Genomic DNA, 19067 nt, shown 5'->3' on the forward strand with positions numbered 1-19067 from the left:
TGTTTGCTCCGCGGATATGGGTTACTGGTTCATTATGGGGTTGGGGGTGGGGGATTTCAAGGAGATTCTCCCGTGCCGTACACCGTACAATGGGTAGATGGGCCAAGAGAGGATGGCGAATGGGAGAGGGATTCGCACTGGTCGTGCCGGATTTCGCCCTGATCATGCTAGGGGCTTTGCTCGCACGCCGGGTGATGGTGCAGCCGGAATTCTGGAACGGGGTGGAGCGGCTGGTGTATTACGTGCTCTTCCCGGCGATGCTTTTTCGTTCGCTCGCCACGGCCCCGAATTTGGGCGCGGGGGCATGGGCTTTGCTGGGGGCGGCGGCGGTGACGGTGCTCGCCGGTTTTTTTCTGGGATGGATGATCCGCCGCGCGATCGATCCGGAACCGGTGCGGGCCGCGTCGCAGATCCAGTGCGCCTATCGCTTCAACACTTATATCGGCATGGCGCTCGCCGGGCAACTGGCTGGGGCGGCGGGGACGGCCCTCATGGGGGCGCTGTGCGGTTCGATGGTGCCGTTGGCGAACGTGCTGGCGGTGGGGTCGATGACGCGCGGTGGCTGGCGGGCGATTTTGCTCGGCATCGGGCGCAATCCCCTGGTACTGGCGACGCTGGCGGGGGCCCTCTGCCATGCGGCTGGCTGGACTTTGCCGCGCCCGCTCGATGCCTTGCTCGCGCGTCTTGCTGCGGCCGCCGTCGCACTGGGGCTGCTGGGCGTGGGGGCGGCCTTGCGCGTAGACCGTTCCGTGTGGCAGCCGGCGGGGTGGATGATCGTGGCGATCAAGCTGCTGGCCTTGCCCGCGATCGCCTGGGGGCTGGCGCAATGGTGGGAGATAGAAGGTTTGGCGCGCCAGATGCTGATCCTCTTCGCGGCATTGCCTTCGGCGAGCTCTGCCTACATCCTGGCGAGCCGCCTGGGCGGGGACGCCCCGGCCGTGGCCCGGCTCATTTCGCTTACCACCGTGGCCTCGGCGCTCACGTTGGGCGCGATCTTGGGGTGGTTGAGAGGAATCAGCCCGTGAGGACGAAGTTGTCGCGGTGGATGAGCTCGGGTTCGTCCACGTGGCCGAGGCGCTCGGCGATCTGGTTCGAGGGCAGGCCGAGGATGGCCCGCGCCTCGGCGGCGCTGTAGTTGATGAGACCGCGGCCGATCTCCCGCCCTTCGGGGTCGAGACAGGCGACGGCGGCGCCGCGCACGAATTCGCCTTCCACGCGGGTGACGCCGACCGGCAGCAGGCTCTTGCCCTGGCGCAGCGCCCGGGCGGCCCCCGCGTCGACGTACAGTCTGCCGGCGAGTTTGAGGTGGTCGGCGAGCCACTGCTTGCGCGCCGCGAGCCGGTTGCGCTCGGCGTAGAGGAGCGTTCCCAGCGGTTCGCCATGTGCGAGGCGCACGATCACCTCGGGCTCGCGCCCGGAGGCGATGACGGTGTGCGCTCCGCTCTTGGCGGCGCGGGCGGCGGCGCGGATCTTGGTGATCATGCCGCCCTTGGCGATGCTCGAGCCGGCCCCGCCGGCCATGGCGGCGTAACGCGGGTCTTCGGCGTTGCCCTCGGCCACGAGCTCGGCCTCGGGATGGAGGCGCGGGTCGGCGGTGTAGAGCCCTTGCTGGTCGGTGAGGATGAAGAGGGCGTCGGCATCGATGAGGTTGGTCACCAGCGCGCCGAGCGTGTCGTTGTCGCCGAACTTGATCTCGTCGGTGACGATGGTGTCGTTCTCGTTGATGATGGGGACCACACCCAGATCGAGCAGGGTTTTGAGGGTGCCGCGGGCGTTGAGGTAGCGCGTGCGATCGGCGAGATCGGCGTGGGTGAGCAGGATCTGGGCCGTATGCCGCCCGTGAGGACGGAAGGCGTGTTCATAGGCGTCGATGAGGGCGGCCTGGCCCACGGCGGCGGCCGCCTGCAGCAGGGCCGTCTCTTTGGGGCGTTGCGTCCAGCCCAGGCGCTGCATGCCGGCGGCGATCGCCCCCGAGGAGACGAGGCACACGCGCCGTCCTTCGTCGAAGAGACGGGCGATCTGGGCTGCCCAGCCGCGAATCGCCTCGTGATCCAGGCCGCGGCCGTCGGCGGTGACGAGGGCGCTGCCGACCTTGACGACGAGCAGCTTGGCGGCGGCGATCGCCGCGCGGCGGTCAGGATGCGTCATGCTCGGCCTCGTCGAGGTCGTCTAGAGCGTCTTCCGGATCCTGCGTCGCGGGCGCTTCGGTTTTCATCGCGTCGAGCGCTTCTTGGACCGCATAGACGAGCGCCTGGCAGCCTTCGCCGGTGGCCGCACTGATGGCGAAGTGGCGCGGCGCAGGGCCGTAGGCGTCGAGAAACGCGGCGATGCGGGCCTCGCGTTCGTCTTCCGGAATCAGGTCGATCTTGTTGAGCACGAGCCAGCGGGGTTTGGCCGCGAGCGCTTCGTCATAGCGACGCAGCTCTTCGACGAGCGCGTGCGCATCGTGTACCGGGTCGGCCTCCGGGTCGAGGGGGGCTAGGTCGATGAGATGCAGCAGCAGGCGCGTGCGCTGCAGGTGGCGCAGGAAACGGTGACCGAGTCCGGCGCCTTCGCTCGCCCCTTCGATCAGGCCGGGGATGTCGGCGATGACGAAACTACGGTTGACGTCGGTGCGCACCACGCCGAGGTTGGGGTGGAGCGTGGTGAAAGGATAGTCGGCCACCTTGGGCTTCGCGGCGGAGACGGCGCGGATGAAGGTGGATTTGCCCGCGTTGGGTAGCCCCAGCAGCCCCACGTCGGCGAGCACGCGCAGTTCGAGGCGCAGCAGACGATGTTCGCCCGGCTCGCCGAGCGTGCGCTGGCGCGGGGCGCGATTGGTGCTCGACTTGAAATGGAGGTTTCCCAGCCCGCCGCGGCCGCCTTTGGCGATGAGCGCCCGCTCGCCCGGCCGGGCGAGGTCGGCGAGGAGCTCGCCGGTCTCGTCGTCGAAAATCAGGGTGCCGACCGGCACGCGCAGCGTCATGTCCTCGCCGGAGGCACCGTAGCAGTCGCTGCCGCGGCCGTTTTCGCCCCGCTTGGCGCGAAAGAGCCGAGTGTAGCGGTAGTCGATGAGGGTGTTGAGATTCTCGTCGGCCTCGAACCAGATGCTGCCGCCGCGTCCGCCGTCACCGCCGTCGGGCCCGCCCTTGGGAATGAATTTCTCCCGGCGAAACGAGGCGCAGCCGTCGCCTCCTTTGCCGGCAATGACTTCGATGCGGACTTCGTCGATGAATTTCATGGGTCTTCCAAAGAGGGAAAGCCTCACCCGGCGCGCCGGACGAGGCTTTCCTCAGGCCGCAGCAGCGGCGCAGTGAATCAGGCTTCGAGCGGCCGGATGGTGACGTAGCGGCGCTGCTTCGGACCTTTGACGGTGAATTCGACGATACCGTCTTTCAGGGCGAAGAGCGTGTAGTCGCGCCCGACGCCGACGTTGTCGCCGGCGTGGAACTGGGTGCCGCGTTGCCGCACGATGATGTTGCCGGCGATCACGAATTGGCCGCCGTAGCGCTTCACGCCGAGCCGTTTCGATTCGGAGTCGCGGCCGTTACGGGAACTGCCGCCCGCTTTTTTGTGTGCCATGGTCGTTGTCCTCGCGCAATGGGATCAGGCTTCGATCGCCTGAATGTGCAATTCGGTGTAATTCTGCCGGTGGCCTTGGTGCTTTTGGTAGTGCTTGCGGCGACGCATCTTGAAGATGCGCACTTTGGGGTGCCGGCCGTGGGCGACGACCGTGGCCTTCACGCGTGCACCTTCGAGCACGGGTGTGCCGATTTTCACCGAATCACCTTCACCGGCCATCAGGACCTGGTCCAGGGAAATTTCGGCGCCCACTTCAGCAGGTATCTGTTCTACTTTGATCTTTTCGCCGACGGTGACGCGATACTGCTTGCCGCCGGTTTTTATGACCGCGTACATGGCGCTGCTCCGAAAAAAGGGTATGAGAGAACATGAAATTATAACGACGGGTAGGAACATGGTCAAGCAAGGTTTCGTCTGCGTTAGACTATCGCACGTCGAACCCCTGATTCGTGCTTGCGAGGTCTGTCCATGTGCCAGCTGCTCGGCATGAACTGCAACGTTCCCACTGATATCTGCTTTTCCTTCACCGGGTTTCGCGCGCGGGGCGGACGCACCGACCACCATCGCGACGGCTGGGGGATCGCCTTTTTCGAAGGCCGCGGCGTGCGCGTCTTCCTCGATCCACAGCCGAGCGCCGATTCGCCGATTGCCGAGCTCGTACGTCATTATCCCATCCGTTCGCTCAACGTGATCGCCCACATCCGCAAGGCCACGCAAGGGGTGGTGCGGTTGGAGAACACGCACCCTTTCGTGCGCGAGCTGTGGGGACGCTATTGGGTGTTCGCGCACAATGGCAATCTTCTCGACTATGCGCCTCGTTTGAACGGACGTTTCCTGCCGGTGGGGGATACCGATTCGGAACGGGCGTTCTGCCACCTGCTCGATACCTTGGCGCGGCGTTTCCCCGATGGACCACCGGCACCGGCAGCGCTTTTCGCCACGCTGGGCGAGACGGTACGGCAGATCGCCGGCCACGGGGAATTCAATTTCCTGCTCTCCAACGGCGAGCGGCTCTACGCGCACGCCTCGACCCGCCTGTGCCATCTCGTGCGGCAGGCGCCCTTTGCTGCGGCGCATCTGTGCGACGAGGACCTGACGATGGACTTCAGCGAGGTGACCACGCCTCGGGATCGCGTGGCGGTGATCGCTACCACGCCGCTCACCGACAACGAAACCTGGACCCCGATTCCGCCGGGAACGCTGGTGAGCTTTTACGAGGGGGCGGTGGAGGAAGTGCAGGCTTGTACTCTGGGAAAATGATAAAGTCCGTGCTCATCGATCCCAGGCAGTAACGATGATCATCCTGCAATGACTTATAAATCTCATTTGCTCTGGGCCGTGCTGGCCGGGAGTGCCTCGTGGGCGGCGGTGCAGGTGGTGCCGCTGCCGGTCGTGGGGATTTTGCCCGTGGGCGGCGTGAGCGAGTTCGCCCAGTGGATGGCGGCGGCGGTGATCGGGGGGCTCTTTCCCGACGTGGATCATCCCCATTCTCGTATGGGGCGGGCGATGCCGCTCGTTTCATGGCTGGTGCGCTGCATTGCGGGGCATCGGGGGTTGACGCATTCGCTGGCGTTTCTGGCGTTGGTGGGCGGAGGGCTTTTTTGTTTCGTGTCGATGCCGATCGGCCTGGGGTTCGCAGCGGGCTATGCCTCGCATCTCTTCGGTGATTTTCTCACCGATGGTGGTATCCCTCTATTCTGGCCGTGGCGCCGGCGGCTGGGCTTTCGTCTCTTCGCCAACGGCGGGTTCGCCGAGGCGGCCTTGAACGTGGTGGCGAGCAGTGCGGCCTTCTATGCTTGGTGGCACTTGCATTGACGCATTCGGAGCGACATATGGAAAACGAGGAACGCAAGACCGTGGCGGTGCTCGCGCCGCTGCCACGGCGGCTGGCTTCCGCCCTCTACGAGCTCCTGCTGCTGGGGGGGATCGTGGGGGTCGGATTCATGCTGCCGTGGATCCTGGTCGGGACGCTCTGGGGAAAGATCGCCGCCGGCGGTTGGCTTTTTCTCCACCTTTTCCTGCTGTTGGGCGCCTATTTCGTCGGCTGCTGGTGGCGCCTGGGGGCGACGCTGGCGATGCAGACCTGGCGCTTGCGCGTGGTGACCCCTGAGGGGATACCGCCGCGCCTGGGGCAGTGCTCGTGGCGCTATGTGCTCTGCTGGCCTTCGTGGCTGACGGGGCTTGGGGTGCTGTGGGCCTTGGTCGATGCCGAGGGACAATTCTTGCATGACCGGTTGGCCGGCACGCGAGTCGTGCTGCTGCCGCCGAAACGATGAGGAACGAACCATGACGGAACATCTGATCCGACGCGAGGACTATCGGCCGCCGCAGTGGTCGGTGCGCGAGGCGTGGCTTTCTTTCGCGCTCGACGAGGAGGCGACCGAGGTGCGGGCGCGGCTGCACTGCGTGCGCGGGGAGGGGGTGAGCGAAGAGGAGCCGATCGTGCTCGATGCCGAGGAGCTCGAGCTCGTTTCGGTGACGCTCGACGGCGAGCCGCTTTCGCCGCAGTCCGGGCCGGGGGGGCGCGGGTTCGTGTATGACGAGTCGGGCCTGCGCCTCCATGGCGCGCGCGGGCCCGAGGCGTGGGTGGAAACGGTGGTGCGCATTCATCCGGCGCGCAACACGGCGCTCTCGGGGCTGTACCGCTCGGGCACGGGCCTCTTCACGCAGTGCGAGGCGCAGGGGTTTCGTCGCATCACGCCGTTTCCCGATCGCCCCGACGTGATGGCGCGCTTTCACGTGACGCTGGAGGCGGACGAGGCGCGCTATCCGGTGCTGCTCAGCAACGGCAATCTGCGGGAGACGGCGCGCTTGCCCGGCGGACGGCATCGGGCGGTATGGGTCGATCCCTTCCCCAAGCCGAGCTATCTCTTCGCGCTGGTGGCGGCCGACCTGCAGGCGCTCGAGCGGGAAGTGGGGCTGGCCGATGGGCGTCGCGCCTTGCTGCAGGTGTGGGTCAAACCCGAGCATCTGCCGCGAGCGGGTTGGGCGCTGGAGTCGCTCGAGGCGGCGCTGCGCTGGGACGAGCGACGCTTCGGCCGCGTGTTGGATCTGGACCGCTACATGATCGTGGCGGTGTCGGATTTCAACATGGGGGCGATGGAGAACAAGGGGCTCAACATCTTCAACACGAAATACGTGCTGGCGAGCCCCGAGACGGCCACCGATGCGGACTATGCCGCCGTGCAAGCCGTGGTAGGGCACGAGTATTTCCACAACTGGACGGGAAACCGCATCACCTGCCGCGACTGGTTCCAGCTTACCTTGAAAGAAGGGCTCACGGTGTTCCGCGAGCAGGAGTTCAGTGCCGACCAGCTGGCCCAGGCCGTGGGGCCCGAGCGAGCGGATTCGGCCCGGGCGGTGAAACGCATCGAGGATGTGCAGACGTTGCGCACGGCGCAGTTTCCCGAAGACGAGGGGCCGATGGCGCATCCCATTCGTCCGCAGGCTTACCGGGCGATCGACAATTTCTACACCGCCACCGTGTATGAAAAGGGCGCCGAAGTGATCCGGCTGCTGCACACGTTGTTGGGGGAAAAAGGCTTTCGCGCCGGGATGGATCGTTACTTCGAGCGCTACGATGGCCAAGCGGTGACCTGCGAGGACTTCGTCGCAGCGATGGCCGAGGCGAACGGCGTCGACCTGGCGCCGTTTTTGCGCTGGTACGAACAGGCAGGGACCCCGCGGCTGGTGGTCGAGGAGGACTGGGACAGCGACGCAGGGCGCTACACGCTGCGTCTGCGGCAATTCACCCCACCCACGCCAGGACAGCCGGAGAAAGGGCCGGTGATCCTGCCCGTCCGCCTAGGGCTGCTCGGCATCGATGGGCGAGATTTGCCGCTCGTGCTCGCCGACGAGCGCGATGCCGTACCCGCACCCGAAGCCCCTTCGCGCGCAGGGATGCGGCCGATCGCGCCACGCGATTCCGCCGTGGGGGCGACGACCCGCCTCTTCACCCTGACCGACGAGGCGCTCACGCTCGAATTCATCGGTCTGCCGCCGGGGCCGAAGCCGGTGCCTTCGCTGCTGCGGGGGTTCTCGGCGCCGGTGCGCCTGGTGTTCGAGGAGCCGGACGAGGCACTGCGCCATCGCATGGCGTACGATTCGGACGCCTTCAACCGATGGGATGCGGCGCAGAGCTGGGCGCAGCGCCAGGTGCTGCGGCTGGCCCGAGGCGAAACCGAAACGCTGGACGAGACCTTCGTCACCGCTTGGAAACAGCTGCTCGCCGATGAATCGCTCGATGCGATGTTCCGCGTCAAGGCCGCGGCATTGCCCGGTGAGCGCTGGCTGCTGGAGGCGATGACGCCGGCCGATCCGGTGCGCCTGCGTACTGCGCTGGTGTGGGCCTCGATCGACCTTGCCCGGGCTGGACGCGATCTGTGGCCGCGCTGGTGGGATTCCGGAGCCGCTCGCCCCTACCGCTACGATCCGCTGGAAGCAGGCCGGCGTGCGCTCGCCGCATTTGCCTGGCGCATGGAGGCGCTGCTAGGTGAGGACGAACGCTGCTCGCGCACGTTTGCCGCCGCCGACAATCTCACCGAGCGGCTGGCGGCGCTCGATGCCGCGCTCGCGCACCCCGACGAGGCGCTGGGCGAGGCGCTGCTCGCCGCCTTCGAGTCGCGCTATGCCGAAGACGATCTGGTGCTCGACAAGTGGTTCGCCCGCCAGGCGATGCGCTGGTCCTGGCATGGTGCTCCGGGGGCAGTGCTCGCGCGCGTGCAGCGTTTGACCGAGCATCGGGCGTTTCGCTGGACCAACCCGAACAAGGTCTATGCTCTGGTACTCAACTTCTTCGCCAACAATCTCGCCGAAGCCTGCGCGGCCGGCGAGCCGGCATGGGTCTTTTGGCAGGAGGCGGTGTTGCGGCTCGATGCGACCAACCCCATCGTGGGATCGCGCCTTGCCCGGGCGCTGGAGCGTTGGCGGCGTTGGGCCGAACCGTATCGCACTGCCTTTGCACCCGTGCTGGAGGCGACCCGCCGCCAGGTTCGTTCGACCGAAGTGCGCGAGATCCTCGATCGCATGGCTCAGGGAGAGGTTGGGGCGCCTTGAGGTAGAATCCCCCCTCACGTTTCTGGTGCCGCGGCCGGGGTTCTCCCGGCGCGGTGAAACGGGAAAGCGGTGCGCCGGATGTGTTTGTCCGGCAAAGCCGCTGCTGCCCCCGCAACGGTAGGCGAGTGCGGGCGCGCCGAAATGCCACTAGGCTTGATGCCCGGGAAGGCGGCGCGTCAAATCTCGCGAGCCCGGAGACCGGCCAGGAACGCAGGGCGCAGGCGCGTGAATCCGCCTGCGGTGGGCTTTCCATTCGGGCCGGCGGGGTGGCCGGCCGAGGGGAATCATGTGAATCGCTTCGTCAAATCTTTGGTGGCCGCGTTGCCGCCTAGCCTGCTGTTGTCGTCTTTTTCTTTCGGAGTCGGGGCCCAGGAGGCGCTGGAGCCGGTCGTCGTGACGGCCACGCGTCAGCAGACGCGGGTCTCCGAGATCCTTGCCGACGTCACGGTGATCGAGCGCGAGGAGATCGAGCGCGCGGGCGGTGAGACCATCGTCGATCTGCTCGCGCGTCAACCCGGCATCCAGATGACGCGCAACGGAGGTCCGGGCACGTCGGCCAGTCTCTTCGTGCGCGGCACGCGTCCGGATCAAACCAAAGTGCTGGTCGATGGCATCCCCATCAATTCGCTCGACCTGGCCGGCTCGCCCCTGCGTTTTCTCTCGTTGGCTGACGTCGACCGTATCGAGATCCTGCGCGGGCCCGCCGCGACGATGTATGGGGCGGACGCCATCGGCGGCGTGATTCAGATCTTCACCCGGCGCGGCGCGCCCGGACTGTCGGCCGAGGCGTTTGCCGGTTACGGTTCGTACGACACGGCACAGGGCAGCGTCGGTCTGTCCGCGGGCAACGAACTCGTCCGCTTGCGGGCGGATTTCCAGCAAAGCTATAGCGGCGGATTCTCCGCCATGAAAAATGCTTCCGGGCGTGACGCGGACGACGACGCCTACCGCAACCGCGGTGGCACTGCCTCGCTCGTGCTCACGCCGCTTGCCGGCCACGAGATGGGTTTCGTGCTGCGGGAGAACCAGGGGCGAGCCCATTACGACGAAATCCCACCGACGAGCCAATACAACGACTACGAGGATTTCCGCACCCAGCAGTGGCAGGTCTACACGCGTAACGCGCTGACCGACGCCTGGACGAGTACCTTGCGCATCGGGCATGCCCTCGATTGGCACAAGTACGTCTCATCCTGGCCCAGCCGACTGCGTACCGAGAACGACGAATACAACTGGCAGAACGACGTGGCGCTTCCTCTGGGGCGGGCGATGCTCGCGCTCGAGCGCTTCGAGCAGAAAGCGCCGCTCTCGGGTGACTCCTCGAACGAGGAATCGATCGCCATCAACTCAGCTGTGGCTGCCTGGAGCGCCAACCTCGGGCCGCACCGCTGGCAGCTGAGCGCGCGGCACGACCAGCATTCGACCTTCGGGGGGCAGGATACCTATGCGCTCGCCTACGGCTATCAGATCGCGCGCGAGTGGCGCGCCTACGCGAGCCTCGGGACGTCCTTCAAGGCGCCTTCGCTCTACCAGCTCTTCGATCCCTATTCCGGCAATCCGCATCTGCAGCCGGAAAAAGGACGCAACCGCGAAGTCGCGCTCGTGTGGGAACGAAACCAGCAGTCGGCCTCGCTCACCTATTACCACAACCGGGTAAGGAACCTGATCGACTGGATTCCCACGGATACGTGGGGCGGGCGCTACATCAACGTCGGCAGGGCGCATTTCGAGGGGGTGACGCTCGCCTGGGAGGGTACGGCGGGCGACTGGCAGTGGCGCACGAGCTACGACTGGTTGCAGGCGATCGACGAGACCACCGACAAACCGCTCGCGCGCCGCGCCCGCCATAGTGCCACTGCCTCGCTGTGGCGCCAGTGGGGGGCGTGGAATGCCGGCCTCGAGTGGGTCGGCGTGGGACGACGCTACAACGACAAAGCCAAGAGCGACGAGCTCGGCGCCTACAGCCTTTTCAACCTCGTGGCGAGCTATCGTTTCGCACCGGACCTGAAGCTGGAAGCGCGCATCGATAACCTCTTCGACAAGAATTACGAAAGCGTGCGTGGCTACAATACGCCCGGCTTGAGCGCCTTCGTGGGGCTGCGCTACACGCCGCGCTGAAGCGCGCGATTCAGATCTCGAGGTTGTCGATGAGCCGCGTGCTGCCCAGGCGCGCGGCGCCCAGCACGACGAGTTCCCGTTCGCCCGGTGCGGGCGGCTGCAGGTCGGCGCGGCGGCGGACCGTGACGTAGTCCGGCTGCCAGCCGTGGGCGGCGAGCTCGGCCATCGCCTCCGTTTCCAGGCGGGAATGGTCGGTGGCCCCGGCGCGCACGGCCTGGGCGATGCGCGTGAGGGCGCGATAGAGCCGCGGCGCCTCGGCACGCTCGGCTGGCGAGAGATAGGTGTTGCGCGAGGAGAGCGCGAGGCCGTCGGGGGCGCGCACCGTCTCGCCGGCGACGATCGTCAACGGCAGGGCGAGTTGGCGCACCAGGTTGCGCAGCACCATGAGCTGTTGATAGTCCTTCTTGCCGAAGAGGGCGACTTCGGGCTGCACGATGCCGAAGAGCTTGGTGACCACGGTGGCCACGCCGCGGAAATGCCCGGGGCGCACGGTGCCTTCGAGGATGTCGGTGTGCTCGGGTGGGGGCGTCACGGTGTAGGTCTGCGGTTCGGGGTACATTTCCGCCTCGCTGGGGGCGAAGACGTGGCGCACGCCCTCGGCGGCGAGCAGCTCCAGGTCGCGCGGCAGGGTGCGCGGATAACGGTCGAAATCCTCGTTCGGACCGAATTGCAGGCGGTTGACGAAAATGCTCACCACCACCGTGTCGGCGAGTGTCTTCGCCTGGCGTACCAGCGCGAGGTGTCCTTCGTGCAGGCAGCCCATGGTCGGCACCAGCGCCACGCGTCCCAGGGAGGGACGCAGGGCGCGGACTTCGGCCACGGTCGTGAGCGGCGAAATCGTGGTCATGACGAACCCTCAGTAGCAGTGTTCCGGGGCGGGAAACGTCCCTTCCTTCACTTCACGCACGTAGGCACGCACCGCCTCCTCGACCGAATCGCGGCCGGTGAGGAAGTTTTTGACGAAACGGGCCTTGCGTCCGGGGTAGATGCCCAGCATGTCGTGCAGCACCAGGACCTGGCCGTGACACTCGGGCCCAGCGCCGATGCCGATGGTGGCCGTGCGCGACAGTTTGGCGCTGATCTCGGCACCCAGGGTGCGCGGGGCCATCTCGATGACGAGGAGCGCCGCTCCGGCTTCTTCCAGCGCCAGGGCGTCTTCGAGGAGGCGGCGCGCGTCTTCCTCGCTGCGCCCCTGCACGCGATAGCCGCCGAGCTGGTGCACGGCCTGCGGCGTGAGGCCGATGTGACCGCACACCGGAATGCCGCGCTCGACGAGGAAACGCACCGTCTCGGCCATCACTTGCCCGCCTTCGAGCTTGACCATCTGCGCCCCGGCGGCCATGAGGGCGGCGGCGTTGCGCAGCGCCTGCTGCGGGCTTTCCTGGTAAGAAGCAAACGGCAGATCGGTGACGACGAAGGCGCGCCGGGCGCCGCGGGCCACGCATTCGGTGTGATAGACCATGTGGGCCATCGTCACCGGCAGGGTGCTCTTCTGCCCTTGCACAACGTTGCCCAGCGAATCGCCCACGAGCAGAACCTCGACGCCGGCACGCTCCAGTAGCGTGGCGAAACTCGCGTCGTAGCACGTGAGCATGGTTATCTTCTCGCCGGCGGCACGCATCTCGGCGAGCCGCGTGAGGGTGATGGGTCGGTCATCGAGGGGTTGGGCGCTCATCGCCTCCTCCGTACAACGGGAATGCGGGCGATTGTGGCGCATTTCATCGCGGCGCACAACCCGCGCCGCTCAGGCGTAGCCGAAATACTCGCGGTGGCTGCGCATTCCGCGCAGGCGTTCGAGCACCAGGGCGAAGTCGCCCGATTCGTGGATGGGGTCGAGCACTTCCGCATCCAGGATGAACAAGGGGGAGGCGCTGTAATCGTAGAAGAAACGGGCATAGGCGGCGCAGACGTCGGTGAGGTAATCGAGCGTGATGCCGCGCTCGGCCGCCCAGGCGCGACGCTCGACGCGTTCGGCCAGCGTTTCGGGGCGCGCCTGCAGGTAGATGACGAGATCGGGCTTTGGCAGATTCGCGGGTACGATCCGCTCATGGATGCGTCGATAGAGGGCGTATTCGTCCGCCTCGAGGTTGAGCTCGGCGAAGAGAGGGTCTTTCTGCAGCATGAAGTCACTCACCACGCGCTGTCCGGCGGCGAGCATCTGGGCCACGGACGAGAGCGCCCCGATTCGCTGGAAGAGAAAGTCGAGCTGAAGCGGCAAGGCCCATCGTTCGCGGTATTGATAGAACCGACCGATGAAGGGATTGCGCTCGGGCGCTTCCTGCACCAGTTGCAGGGCGAGCGTTTCGGCGAGCTTTTGCGCGAGCCGCGTCTTGCCGCAGCCGATCGGTCCTTCGATGACGAGGTAGCGGGCCTTGTCGAGCATGGTCAGGTCGTCCGGAAGGTGAAATAGACGGCGCCGAGCAGACAGCACGCGGCCCAGAGATAGTCGAGCTTGAGCGGTTGCTTCATGTAGAAGACGGCAAACGGCACGAACACGGCGAGCGTGATGACTTCCTGCATCAGCTTCAACTGCGGCAGGGCGAGCGCCTGGGCACCGATGCGGTTGGCCGGCACCTGCAGCATATACTCGAAAAAGGCAATGCCCCAGGAAACCAGGGCGGCGAACCACCACGGCCGGTCGGCCAGATGCTTGAGATGGCCGTACCAGGCAAAAGTCATGAAGAGGTTGGAAGCGGAAAGCAGCAGCGCCGTTTGCAGCCAGAGAGGGAGGTGAGAGAGCGCGTTCATGCGGGATGGGGCTGGAGGCGTTCGATGTCTTGATCGCGCAAACGCTCGCGCCAGAGCGACAGCGGTCCCAATCCCGGCGCTTCCAGAGTGGGATCGAGTTCGAGCAAGGGGTCGAGCACGAAGGCGCGTTGGTGTAACCGAGGATGGGGCAGGGTGAGGTGGGGCGTGTCGAGCACGACGCCGCCATAGAGCAGCAGGTCGAGATCGAGCGCGCGCGGCGCCCAGCGGTAGGGGCGGACGCGGCCGAAGCGCGCTTCCAGCGCGAGGAGCTCGTCGAGCAAGGATTCCGGCGGCAGCGTCGTCGCCACGCGCGCCACGGCGTTGATGTAATCCGGCTGCGGCTCGGGAACGTCGAGCGGCGCGGTGCGATAGAGCGAGGAGGCGGCGACGAGGCGCGTGTCGGGCAATCGTCCCAAGGCCGAGATCGCCGCGCGTACCGTGGTTTCGGCGTCGCCGAGATTGGCTCCGAGCGCGACGTAGGCAAGCACGGGATTCATGGCGCATCCGGCGTGGGGGTGATCCCAGTCATCTCGCGCACGGCCGATTTCGCCTTGCGCGGCCGGCGGCGGCGCTTGCGTTTGGCCGGTGTTTCGCCGGTGGTGCGTGCTTCCTGTAGCAGCGCCGTGCGCTCGGCTTCGCTGCCGTAGGCGAAGCGCTGCCACCAGCGTGGGAGCTCTTCCGGCACTTCCCCTGCCTTGGCGCGCAGCGAGAGGAAATCCCAGCCGGCGCGGTAGCGCGGCTGCTCGACGAGGCGATAAGGGGCCTTGCCGGCGCGCCGCTCGAAGCGCGGCTGCATCATCCACAGCTCACGGATGTCGCCGGCGAGTTTGCGCGTGATCGCCAGCGACTCGGCCTGCGTTTCCAGCACGGTGTCCATCGCGGCTTCCAGGGCAGGGAAGACCGGTTCGCCCTGAGCCTGGCGCCGGCGCCATTCTTCGAGTACGCGCGGCCACAGCAGGGCGGCGAAGCTGAAGGCAGGCGAGGCGCTCTTGCCCTCGCGGATGCGTCGGTCGCTGTCTTCCAGGGCGAGGCGCACGAAGCGCTCGCCGCTCGGATGCGCGAAGACCAGGTCGAGTACCGGCAGCAGCTCGCCGTGCAAGCCCTCCTCGCGCAGCCGCTCGAGGCAGGCGAGCGCATAACCCGAGGTGAGAATCTTTACGATCTCGTCGAAGAGCCGCGCCGGCGGGACGTTCTCCAGGAGCGGGGCGAGGCGCCGGATGGGAGCGCGGGCGGCCGGGTCGATCAGGAGATCGAGCTTGGCGGCGAGCCGCACGGCGCGCAGCATGCGCACCGGATCTTCGCGATAGCGTTGCTCGGGATCGCCGATCACGCGCAGGGTACGCGCCTCGATGTCGCCCACGCCATGGTGAAAGTCGTGCAGCACGCCCGCCATTGGATCGTAGTAGAGGGCATTGATGGTGAAGTCGCGCCGCTGGGCGTCCTCGGCGTGCGTGCCAAACACGTTGTCGTCAAGGAGTCTGCCGTGTGCATCCACGGGGGCGCGGTCGGGGTCGACCAGGCCGCGGAAGGTGGTGACTTCCACCGTTTCCTTGCCGTGGTAGACGTGCACGATCTTGAAGCGGCGCCCGATGATGTGGGCACGGCGAAAAAGGGCACGCACCTGCTCGGGGTGGGCGTCGGTGGCGACGTCGAAGTCTTTGGGCGTACGCGACAAGAGCAGATCGCGCACCGCGCCGCCCACGACGTAAGCCTGATGGCCGTGGCGTTGCAGCGTCTCGCACACGAGGCGGGCGCCGGGGGAGATGTGCTCAGGGGTGATGCCGTAGCGCGCGGCCGGTAAAACGGCCGGCGACGAGGCGCTCGGTTTGGTGACTTTGGCGATGACTTTTTTGATGAGTTTGCGGATCATGGATGTCTCGTGACCGAGGAAGGCTCGGCTTGGCGTAGCGACAGGATGCGCCAGCCGTGGCGAAGCGCGTGCGCGCGCAGCCGCTCGTCCGGATCGACGGCGACGGGGTCGGCGACGCGTTCGAGCAAGGGGAGGTCGTTGTGCGAGTCGCTGTAAAAGGTGGTGCGCGCGAAGCTCGACCACCATAACCCCAGTGATTCGAGCCAGGATTCGACGCGCGCGATCTTGCCCGCCTGGAAGGCCGGCGTTCCGCGGCAGCGGCCGGTAAACTGCCCGTCGCGCTGCTCGGGGATGGTGGCGATGAGGTGGCAGATCCCGAAAGCGCGCGCGATCGGGCCGGTGACGAAAGCATTGGTGGCGGTGACGATCGCCACTACGTCGCCCGCGGCCAGATGCTCGCGCACCAAGGCTTTGGCCGCCGGCGTCATCATGGGTTTGATCACGTCGCGCATGAATTCGGCGTGCAACGCCTCCAGCTCGCGGCGTTCGTGGCGCGCGAGCGGGGCGAGCTGGAAATCGAGAAACGCGTTGATGTCGAGCGTGCCGGCCTGATACTGGGCGTAAAATTCGGCATTCTTTGCTTCATGGAGCTCGGCGTCGACCAGCCCTTTGCGGATCAGGAATTGTGCCCACTCGAAATCCGAGTCGCCGGCAAGCAAGGTATTGTCCAGATCGAAAAGCGTGAGATTCACTGTCATTCCTTGGTCGATAGACTGGATGCATCCTGTGGTGGTTCCGCTTCCAGTTCGGTAAGCACCTCGCGCGCGAGAGCGACGGTCACGGGACGTTGCCGCTCGAGCGAGCGCCGGTCGAGCGCCGCAACGAAGGCGGCCAGCCGCCGTGGGTTGCGATCGATACGATGCAGCACGTAAGTCGCCACGTCGTGTTCGAGCCGCATGCCTCGCGCCCTGGCCCACTGTTGCAGAAAGCCGAGCCGCTGGACGTCGTCGAGCGGCTCGACGTGAAACACGAGACTCTGGCCGATGCGGGTGCGCAGATCCTCGCGCAGCGCCAGTCGCAGCGGCGGGGCGTCGCCGCTCACCACGAGCCGCTGCCTGAGTTCGCGCGCGCGATTGTAGGCGTTGAAGAGCGCATGTTGCAGACTGGGATCGGCGCGCTGTACGTCGTCGATGAGCAAGATCGCGTCGGGTGTCTCCGGCAGCGTCTCGCCGGCGAAATGCTCCGCTGCGAGATAATGCACGGGGCGCGCGTGGCGCTGGGCAAACTCGGCGGTGGCGATCAAAAGATGCGTGCGGCCGCTTCCCGGCTCGCCCCAGAGGTAGAGATGCGGGACGGGCAGGGGATTGCCGTTTCGCGTCTGCACCAGCGTCTGCAGCGTTGCCACCAGTTCCGCGTTGCGTCCGATCACGGTATGCTCGAAAGTCGGCACCGCGTCGTCGAAGAAGTCGAACACGAGCTGGGTGCTCACGTGTTTCCTCCCGGGCGACCGCGGTAGAGGCCGCTGCGTTTCCATGCCGCGAGCAGATCGCGCAACACCACGAGCAGCACCGCGCCGGTGGGCAGTGCGATGAGCATGCCGACGAAGCCGAACCAATGAGCGAAAGCCATCAATACGAAAATTACTGCCAAGGGGTGCAATCCGATGCGTTCGCCCACCAGGTAGGGTGTGAGCACGTACGATTCGAGCAGTTGCCCGAAGGAAAAGACGAGGACCACGGGAACGACGAGACTGGTCTCGGGGCCTTGTAGCAGGGTGGCAAGGGTGGCGAGCGTCACTCCCGTGCCGAAACCCACATAGGGGATGAAGGCGACGAGCCCGGTGATGACGCCGATGGGCAGGGCGAAATTGAGACCGGCGAGCGTGAGTGCGATGCTGTAGTAGAGCGCAAGCGCAACCATCACCGACAGCTGCCCGCGCAGGAATTCGGCGAGTACCCGATCGATGCCGCGCATCTTTTTCGCAACGGGTTGCTGACAGTGCCGTGGTAGCAGACGCAGCAGCGAGCGGCGCAGGCGCGGTGCCTCCACCAGCAGATAGAACATCACCAGGGGGATGAGGGCGAGGTCGATGAGCGTGCCCACGAGCACGGCGCCGCCGCTCTTGAGCTTGCCCAGCAGCACCAGCAGCCAGTTCTGGGCGCTCGCCCAGTGTTCCTTGAGCCAGTCGCGCACGAATTCCGGATCGATGCGATCGACGTCGACGCCGATTCGTCGCCCCAGGTCCTGCAAGAGGGCGTCGAGCCGCCCCAGCAGGTCGGGTAGCTGCTGGATGAAAACCGCGATCTGGCGCCAGAAAATGGGGAGCACGAGCAAGACGACGGCCACGAGTACGAGCCCGACGGCGAGGATGGTGAGCCAGGCCGCCACGCTGCGCGGCAGACTCAGCGCCGCGAGCCGGTCGGTGACGGGGCCGCAAATGTAAGCGAGCACCGCGCCGACGATGAACGGCGTGAGCACGGGCAGCAGAGAGTAGAGCAGGAGCGCGAGGATTGCCGCACATCCGCCCCACAGCCAAAATTCTGCGCGGGAGGAGGGTGCGCCGTTCATGCGGTATCGTACAATTTTGCGTCGTGCGCCATATGCGAGGGTTCGGTCGGAACGACCGCCTTGTTTGTGATATATAGGTGTCAATTATCGCCGGGGAACCGGAAGCTGAGCAAGAGGAGTCGCTGTGACGGGACTGACGTATCGGGATGCCGGAGTGGATATCGACGCGGGCGATGCCCTGGTCGAACGCATCAAACCCTTGGCGGCGCGCACCATGCGCCCGGAAGTGCTCGCCGGAATCGGCGGCTTCGGAGCGCTCTTCGCGCTCGGCGGGCGCTATCGCGATCCCGTCCTCGTTTCCGGCACCGATGGGGTGGGTACCAAGCTCAAACTCGCCTTTGCCTGGGGGATGCACGACGGAGTGGGGCAGGATCTGGTGGCGATGAGCGTGAACGACATCCTCGTCCAAGGAGCAGAGCCGCTCTTCTTCCTCGATTATTTCGCCTGTGGCAAGCTCGATGTCGAGGTGGCGGCGCGGGTGGTGGCCGGCATTGCGCGTGGTTGTGAACTCGCCGGCTGCGCGCTGATCGGCGGCGAGACGGCCGAGATGCCCGACATGTACCCCGAAGGGGAGTACGACCTGGCCGGATTCGCCGTCGGGGCGGTCGAGCGCGAGGCCATCCTCGATGGTTCGCGCATTGCCGTCGGCGACGTGGTTTTGGGCTTGGCTTCCAGCGGTGCGCACTCGAACGGCTATTCTCTCATCCGCCGCGTGCTCGCCAAGGCAGGCTACGGCGTGGATGCGGCGCGCGATGCCGAACTCGTGCTCGATGGCACGCCGCTGCGCGAGGCGCTGATGGCGCCTACCCGCATCTACGTGCGCAGTGTGCTCGAGTTGCTGCGCGAGCTGCCCGGTGCGCTCAAGGGGCTTGCGCACATCACGGGCGGTGGGCTCAGGGAGAACGTACCGCGTATCCTGCCAGAACCGCTCGCCGCCCACATCGATCTGGGCAGTTGGCCCCGGCCGGCCCTCTTTCGCTGGCTGCAGGAGCAGGGCGAGGTGACCGAGGCCGAGATGACGCGCGTCTTCAACTGCGGCATTGGCATGGTGCTCGTGGTCGCACCCGAAAAGGCCGGGGCGGCAGAAGAACTGCTGCGTGCGCAGGGCGAGACGGTTTATCGTATCGGCGAGGTGGTGCCGCGCGTGGGGGATGAGCCGCAGGCACGTATCGTGGGCTCTCCGGCCTAAGGAAACGCTGAATAATTG

Annotated in this window: 20 protein-coding genes and 1 riboswitch; of the genes, 7 read left to right on the plus strand and 13 right to left on the minus strand. The window is 66.3% G+C overall.

Going from position 1 to position 19067, the window contains the following annotated elements; translation table 11 throughout:
• The first annotated feature begins 119 nt into the window (after nucleotides 1–119).
• Nucleotides 120–1025 (plus strand): AEC family transporter, encoded by a 906-nt coding sequence (locus H607_RS0106990; RefSeq protein WP_028874844.1) that lies wholly within the window; start codon nucleotides 120–122, stop codon nucleotides 1023–1025.
• Here the strand turns inward: H607_RS0106990 and proB are convergent.
• The 4 genes from proB to rplU form a co-directional block, all read right to left on the minus strand.
• On the minus strand, nucleotides 1015–2148 hold the full coding sequence (gene proB / locus H607_RS0106995; RefSeq protein WP_051240738.1) for a glutamate 5-kinase: 1134 nt from the start codon (nucleotides 2146–2148) through the stop codon (nucleotides 1015–1017). The genes H607_RS0106990 and proB overlap by 11 nt on opposite strands.
• Nucleotides 2135–3220 carry an Obg family GTPase CgtA gene (gene cgtA / locus H607_RS0107000; RefSeq protein ID WP_028874846.1) on the minus strand — a complete coding sequence of 362 codons (1086 nt, stop codon included), beginning with the start codon at nucleotides 3218–3220 and terminating at the stop codon, nucleotides 2135–2137. Before cgtA ends, proB begins: the two co-directional genes overlap by 14 nt.
• A 77-nt stretch (nucleotides 3221–3297) precedes the next feature.
• A complete protein-coding gene (gene rpmA / locus H607_RS0107005; RefSeq protein WP_028874847.1) occupies nucleotides 3298–3561 on the minus strand; it encodes a 50S ribosomal protein L27 in 264 nt (87 codons plus the stop codon).
• 24 nt (nucleotides 3562–3585) lie between these two features.
• On the minus strand, nucleotides 3586–3897 hold the full coding sequence (rplU, locus tag H607_RS0107010; RefSeq protein WP_028874848.1) for a 50S ribosomal protein L21: 312 nt from the start codon (nucleotides 3895–3897) through the stop codon (nucleotides 3586–3588).
• A gap of 132 nt (nucleotides 3898–4029) precedes the next feature.
• Between rplU and H607_RS12090 the strand changes: the two genes are divergently transcribed.
• The 5 genes from H607_RS12090 (at nucleotide 4030) to H607_RS0107035 (ending at nucleotide 10734) form a co-directional block, all read left to right on the plus strand.
• Nucleotides 4030–4821 carry a class II glutamine amidotransferase gene (locus H607_RS12090; protein ID WP_037989920.1) on the plus strand — a complete coding sequence of 264 codons (792 nt, stop codon included), beginning with the start codon at nucleotides 4030–4032 and terminating at the stop codon, nucleotides 4819–4821.
• 48 nt (nucleotides 4822–4869) lie between these two features.
• Nucleotides 4870–5376, plus strand: coding sequence for a metal-dependent hydrolase (locus H607_RS12900; protein WP_051240739.1), 507 nt, complete (start codon nucleotides 4870–4872; stop codon nucleotides 5374–5376).
• A gap of 17 nt (nucleotides 5377–5393) precedes the next feature.
• On the plus strand, nucleotides 5394–5837 hold the full coding sequence (locus tag H607_RS12100) for an RDD family protein (protein ID WP_051240740.1): 444 nt from the start codon (nucleotides 5394–5396) through the stop codon (nucleotides 5835–5837).
• Nucleotides 5838–5847: 10 nt separating this feature from the next.
• A complete protein-coding gene (pepN, locus tag H607_RS12105) occupies nucleotides 5848–8616 on the plus strand; it encodes an aminopeptidase N (protein ID WP_037989923.1) in 2769 nt (922 codons plus the stop codon).
• Nucleotides 8617–8622: 6 nt separating this feature from the next.
• Nucleotides 8623–8837: riboswitch (cobalamin riboswitch) on the plus strand.
• 67 nt (nucleotides 8838–8904) lie between these two features.
• The gene (locus H607_RS0107035; protein WP_028874849.1) at nucleotides 8905–10734 is read left to right on the plus strand and encodes a TonB-dependent receptor domain-containing protein; all 1830 of its coding nucleotides are present in this window, start codon (nucleotides 8905–8907) and stop codon (nucleotides 10732–10734) included.
• Between the two features lie 10 nt (nucleotides 10735–10744).
• On the opposite strand, the gene panC is transcribed toward H607_RS0107035, so the two are convergent.
• From panC to H607_RS0107080, 9 genes are all read right to left on the minus strand, one after another.
• Entirely contained in the window at nucleotides 10745–11581 is an 837-nt protein-coding gene (panC, locus tag H607_RS0107040) for a pantoate--beta-alanine ligase (RefSeq protein WP_037989925.1), read from the minus strand.
• Between the two features lie 9 nt (nucleotides 11582–11590).
• Entirely contained in the window at nucleotides 11591–12409 is an 819-nt protein-coding gene (panB, locus tag H607_RS0107045) for a 3-methyl-2-oxobutanoate hydroxymethyltransferase (RefSeq protein ID WP_037989927.1), read from the minus strand.
• 69 nt (nucleotides 12410–12478) lie between these two features.
• Entirely contained in the window at nucleotides 12479–13117 is a 639-nt protein-coding gene (locus tag H607_RS0107050) for a deoxynucleoside kinase (RefSeq protein ID WP_028874852.1), read from the minus strand.
• Nucleotides 13118–13119: 2 nt separating this feature from the next.
• Nucleotides 13120–13482, minus strand: a complete 363-nt coding sequence (locus tag H607_RS0107055) for a DMT family protein (protein ID WP_028874853.1) — start codon at nucleotides 13480–13482, stop codon at nucleotides 13120–13122.
• The gene (gene folK, locus H607_RS0107060) at nucleotides 13479–13979 is read right to left on the minus strand and encodes a 2-amino-4-hydroxy-6-hydroxymethyldihydropteridine diphosphokinase (RefSeq protein ID WP_028874854.1); all 501 of its coding nucleotides are present in this window, start codon (nucleotides 13977–13979) and stop codon (nucleotides 13479–13481) included. Before folK ends, H607_RS0107055 begins: the two co-directional genes overlap by 4 nt.
• A complete protein-coding gene (gene pcnB / locus H607_RS0107065; protein WP_028874855.1) occupies nucleotides 13976–15352 on the minus strand; it encodes a polynucleotide adenylyltransferase PcnB in 1377 nt (458 codons plus the stop codon). The genes folK and pcnB overlap by 4 nt, the downstream gene beginning before the upstream one ends.
• A complete protein-coding gene (locus H607_RS0107070) occupies nucleotides 15349–16044 on the minus strand; it encodes a histidinol-phosphatase (RefSeq protein ID WP_028874856.1) in 696 nt (231 codons plus the stop codon). The genes pcnB and H607_RS0107070 overlap by 4 nt, the downstream gene beginning before the upstream one ends.
• Nucleotides 16045–16046: 2 nt before the next feature.
• A complete protein-coding gene (locus H607_RS12110; protein ID WP_051240742.1) occupies nucleotides 16047–16781 on the minus strand; it encodes an HdaA/DnaA family protein in 735 nt (244 codons plus the stop codon).
• On the minus strand, nucleotides 16778–17860 hold the full coding sequence (locus H607_RS0107080) for an AI-2E family transporter (RefSeq protein WP_028874857.1): 1083 nt from the start codon (nucleotides 17858–17860) through the stop codon (nucleotides 16778–16780). Before H607_RS0107080 ends, H607_RS12110 begins: the two co-directional genes overlap by 4 nt.
• A gap of 124 nt (nucleotides 17861–17984) precedes the next feature.
• Between H607_RS0107080 and purM the strand changes: the two genes are divergently transcribed.
• The gene (gene purM / locus H607_RS0107085) at nucleotides 17985–19049 is read left to right on the plus strand and encodes a phosphoribosylformylglycinamidine cyclo-ligase (protein WP_028874858.1); all 1065 of its coding nucleotides are present in this window, start codon (nucleotides 17985–17987) and stop codon (nucleotides 19047–19049) included.
• The last annotated feature ends 18 nt before the right edge of the window (nucleotides 19050–19067 follow it).

The organism is Tepidiphilus margaritifer DSM 15129, assembly GCF_000425565.1.
Lineage (GTDB): Bacteria > Pseudomonadota > Gammaproteobacteria > Burkholderiales > Rhodocyclaceae > Tepidiphilus > Tepidiphilus margaritifer.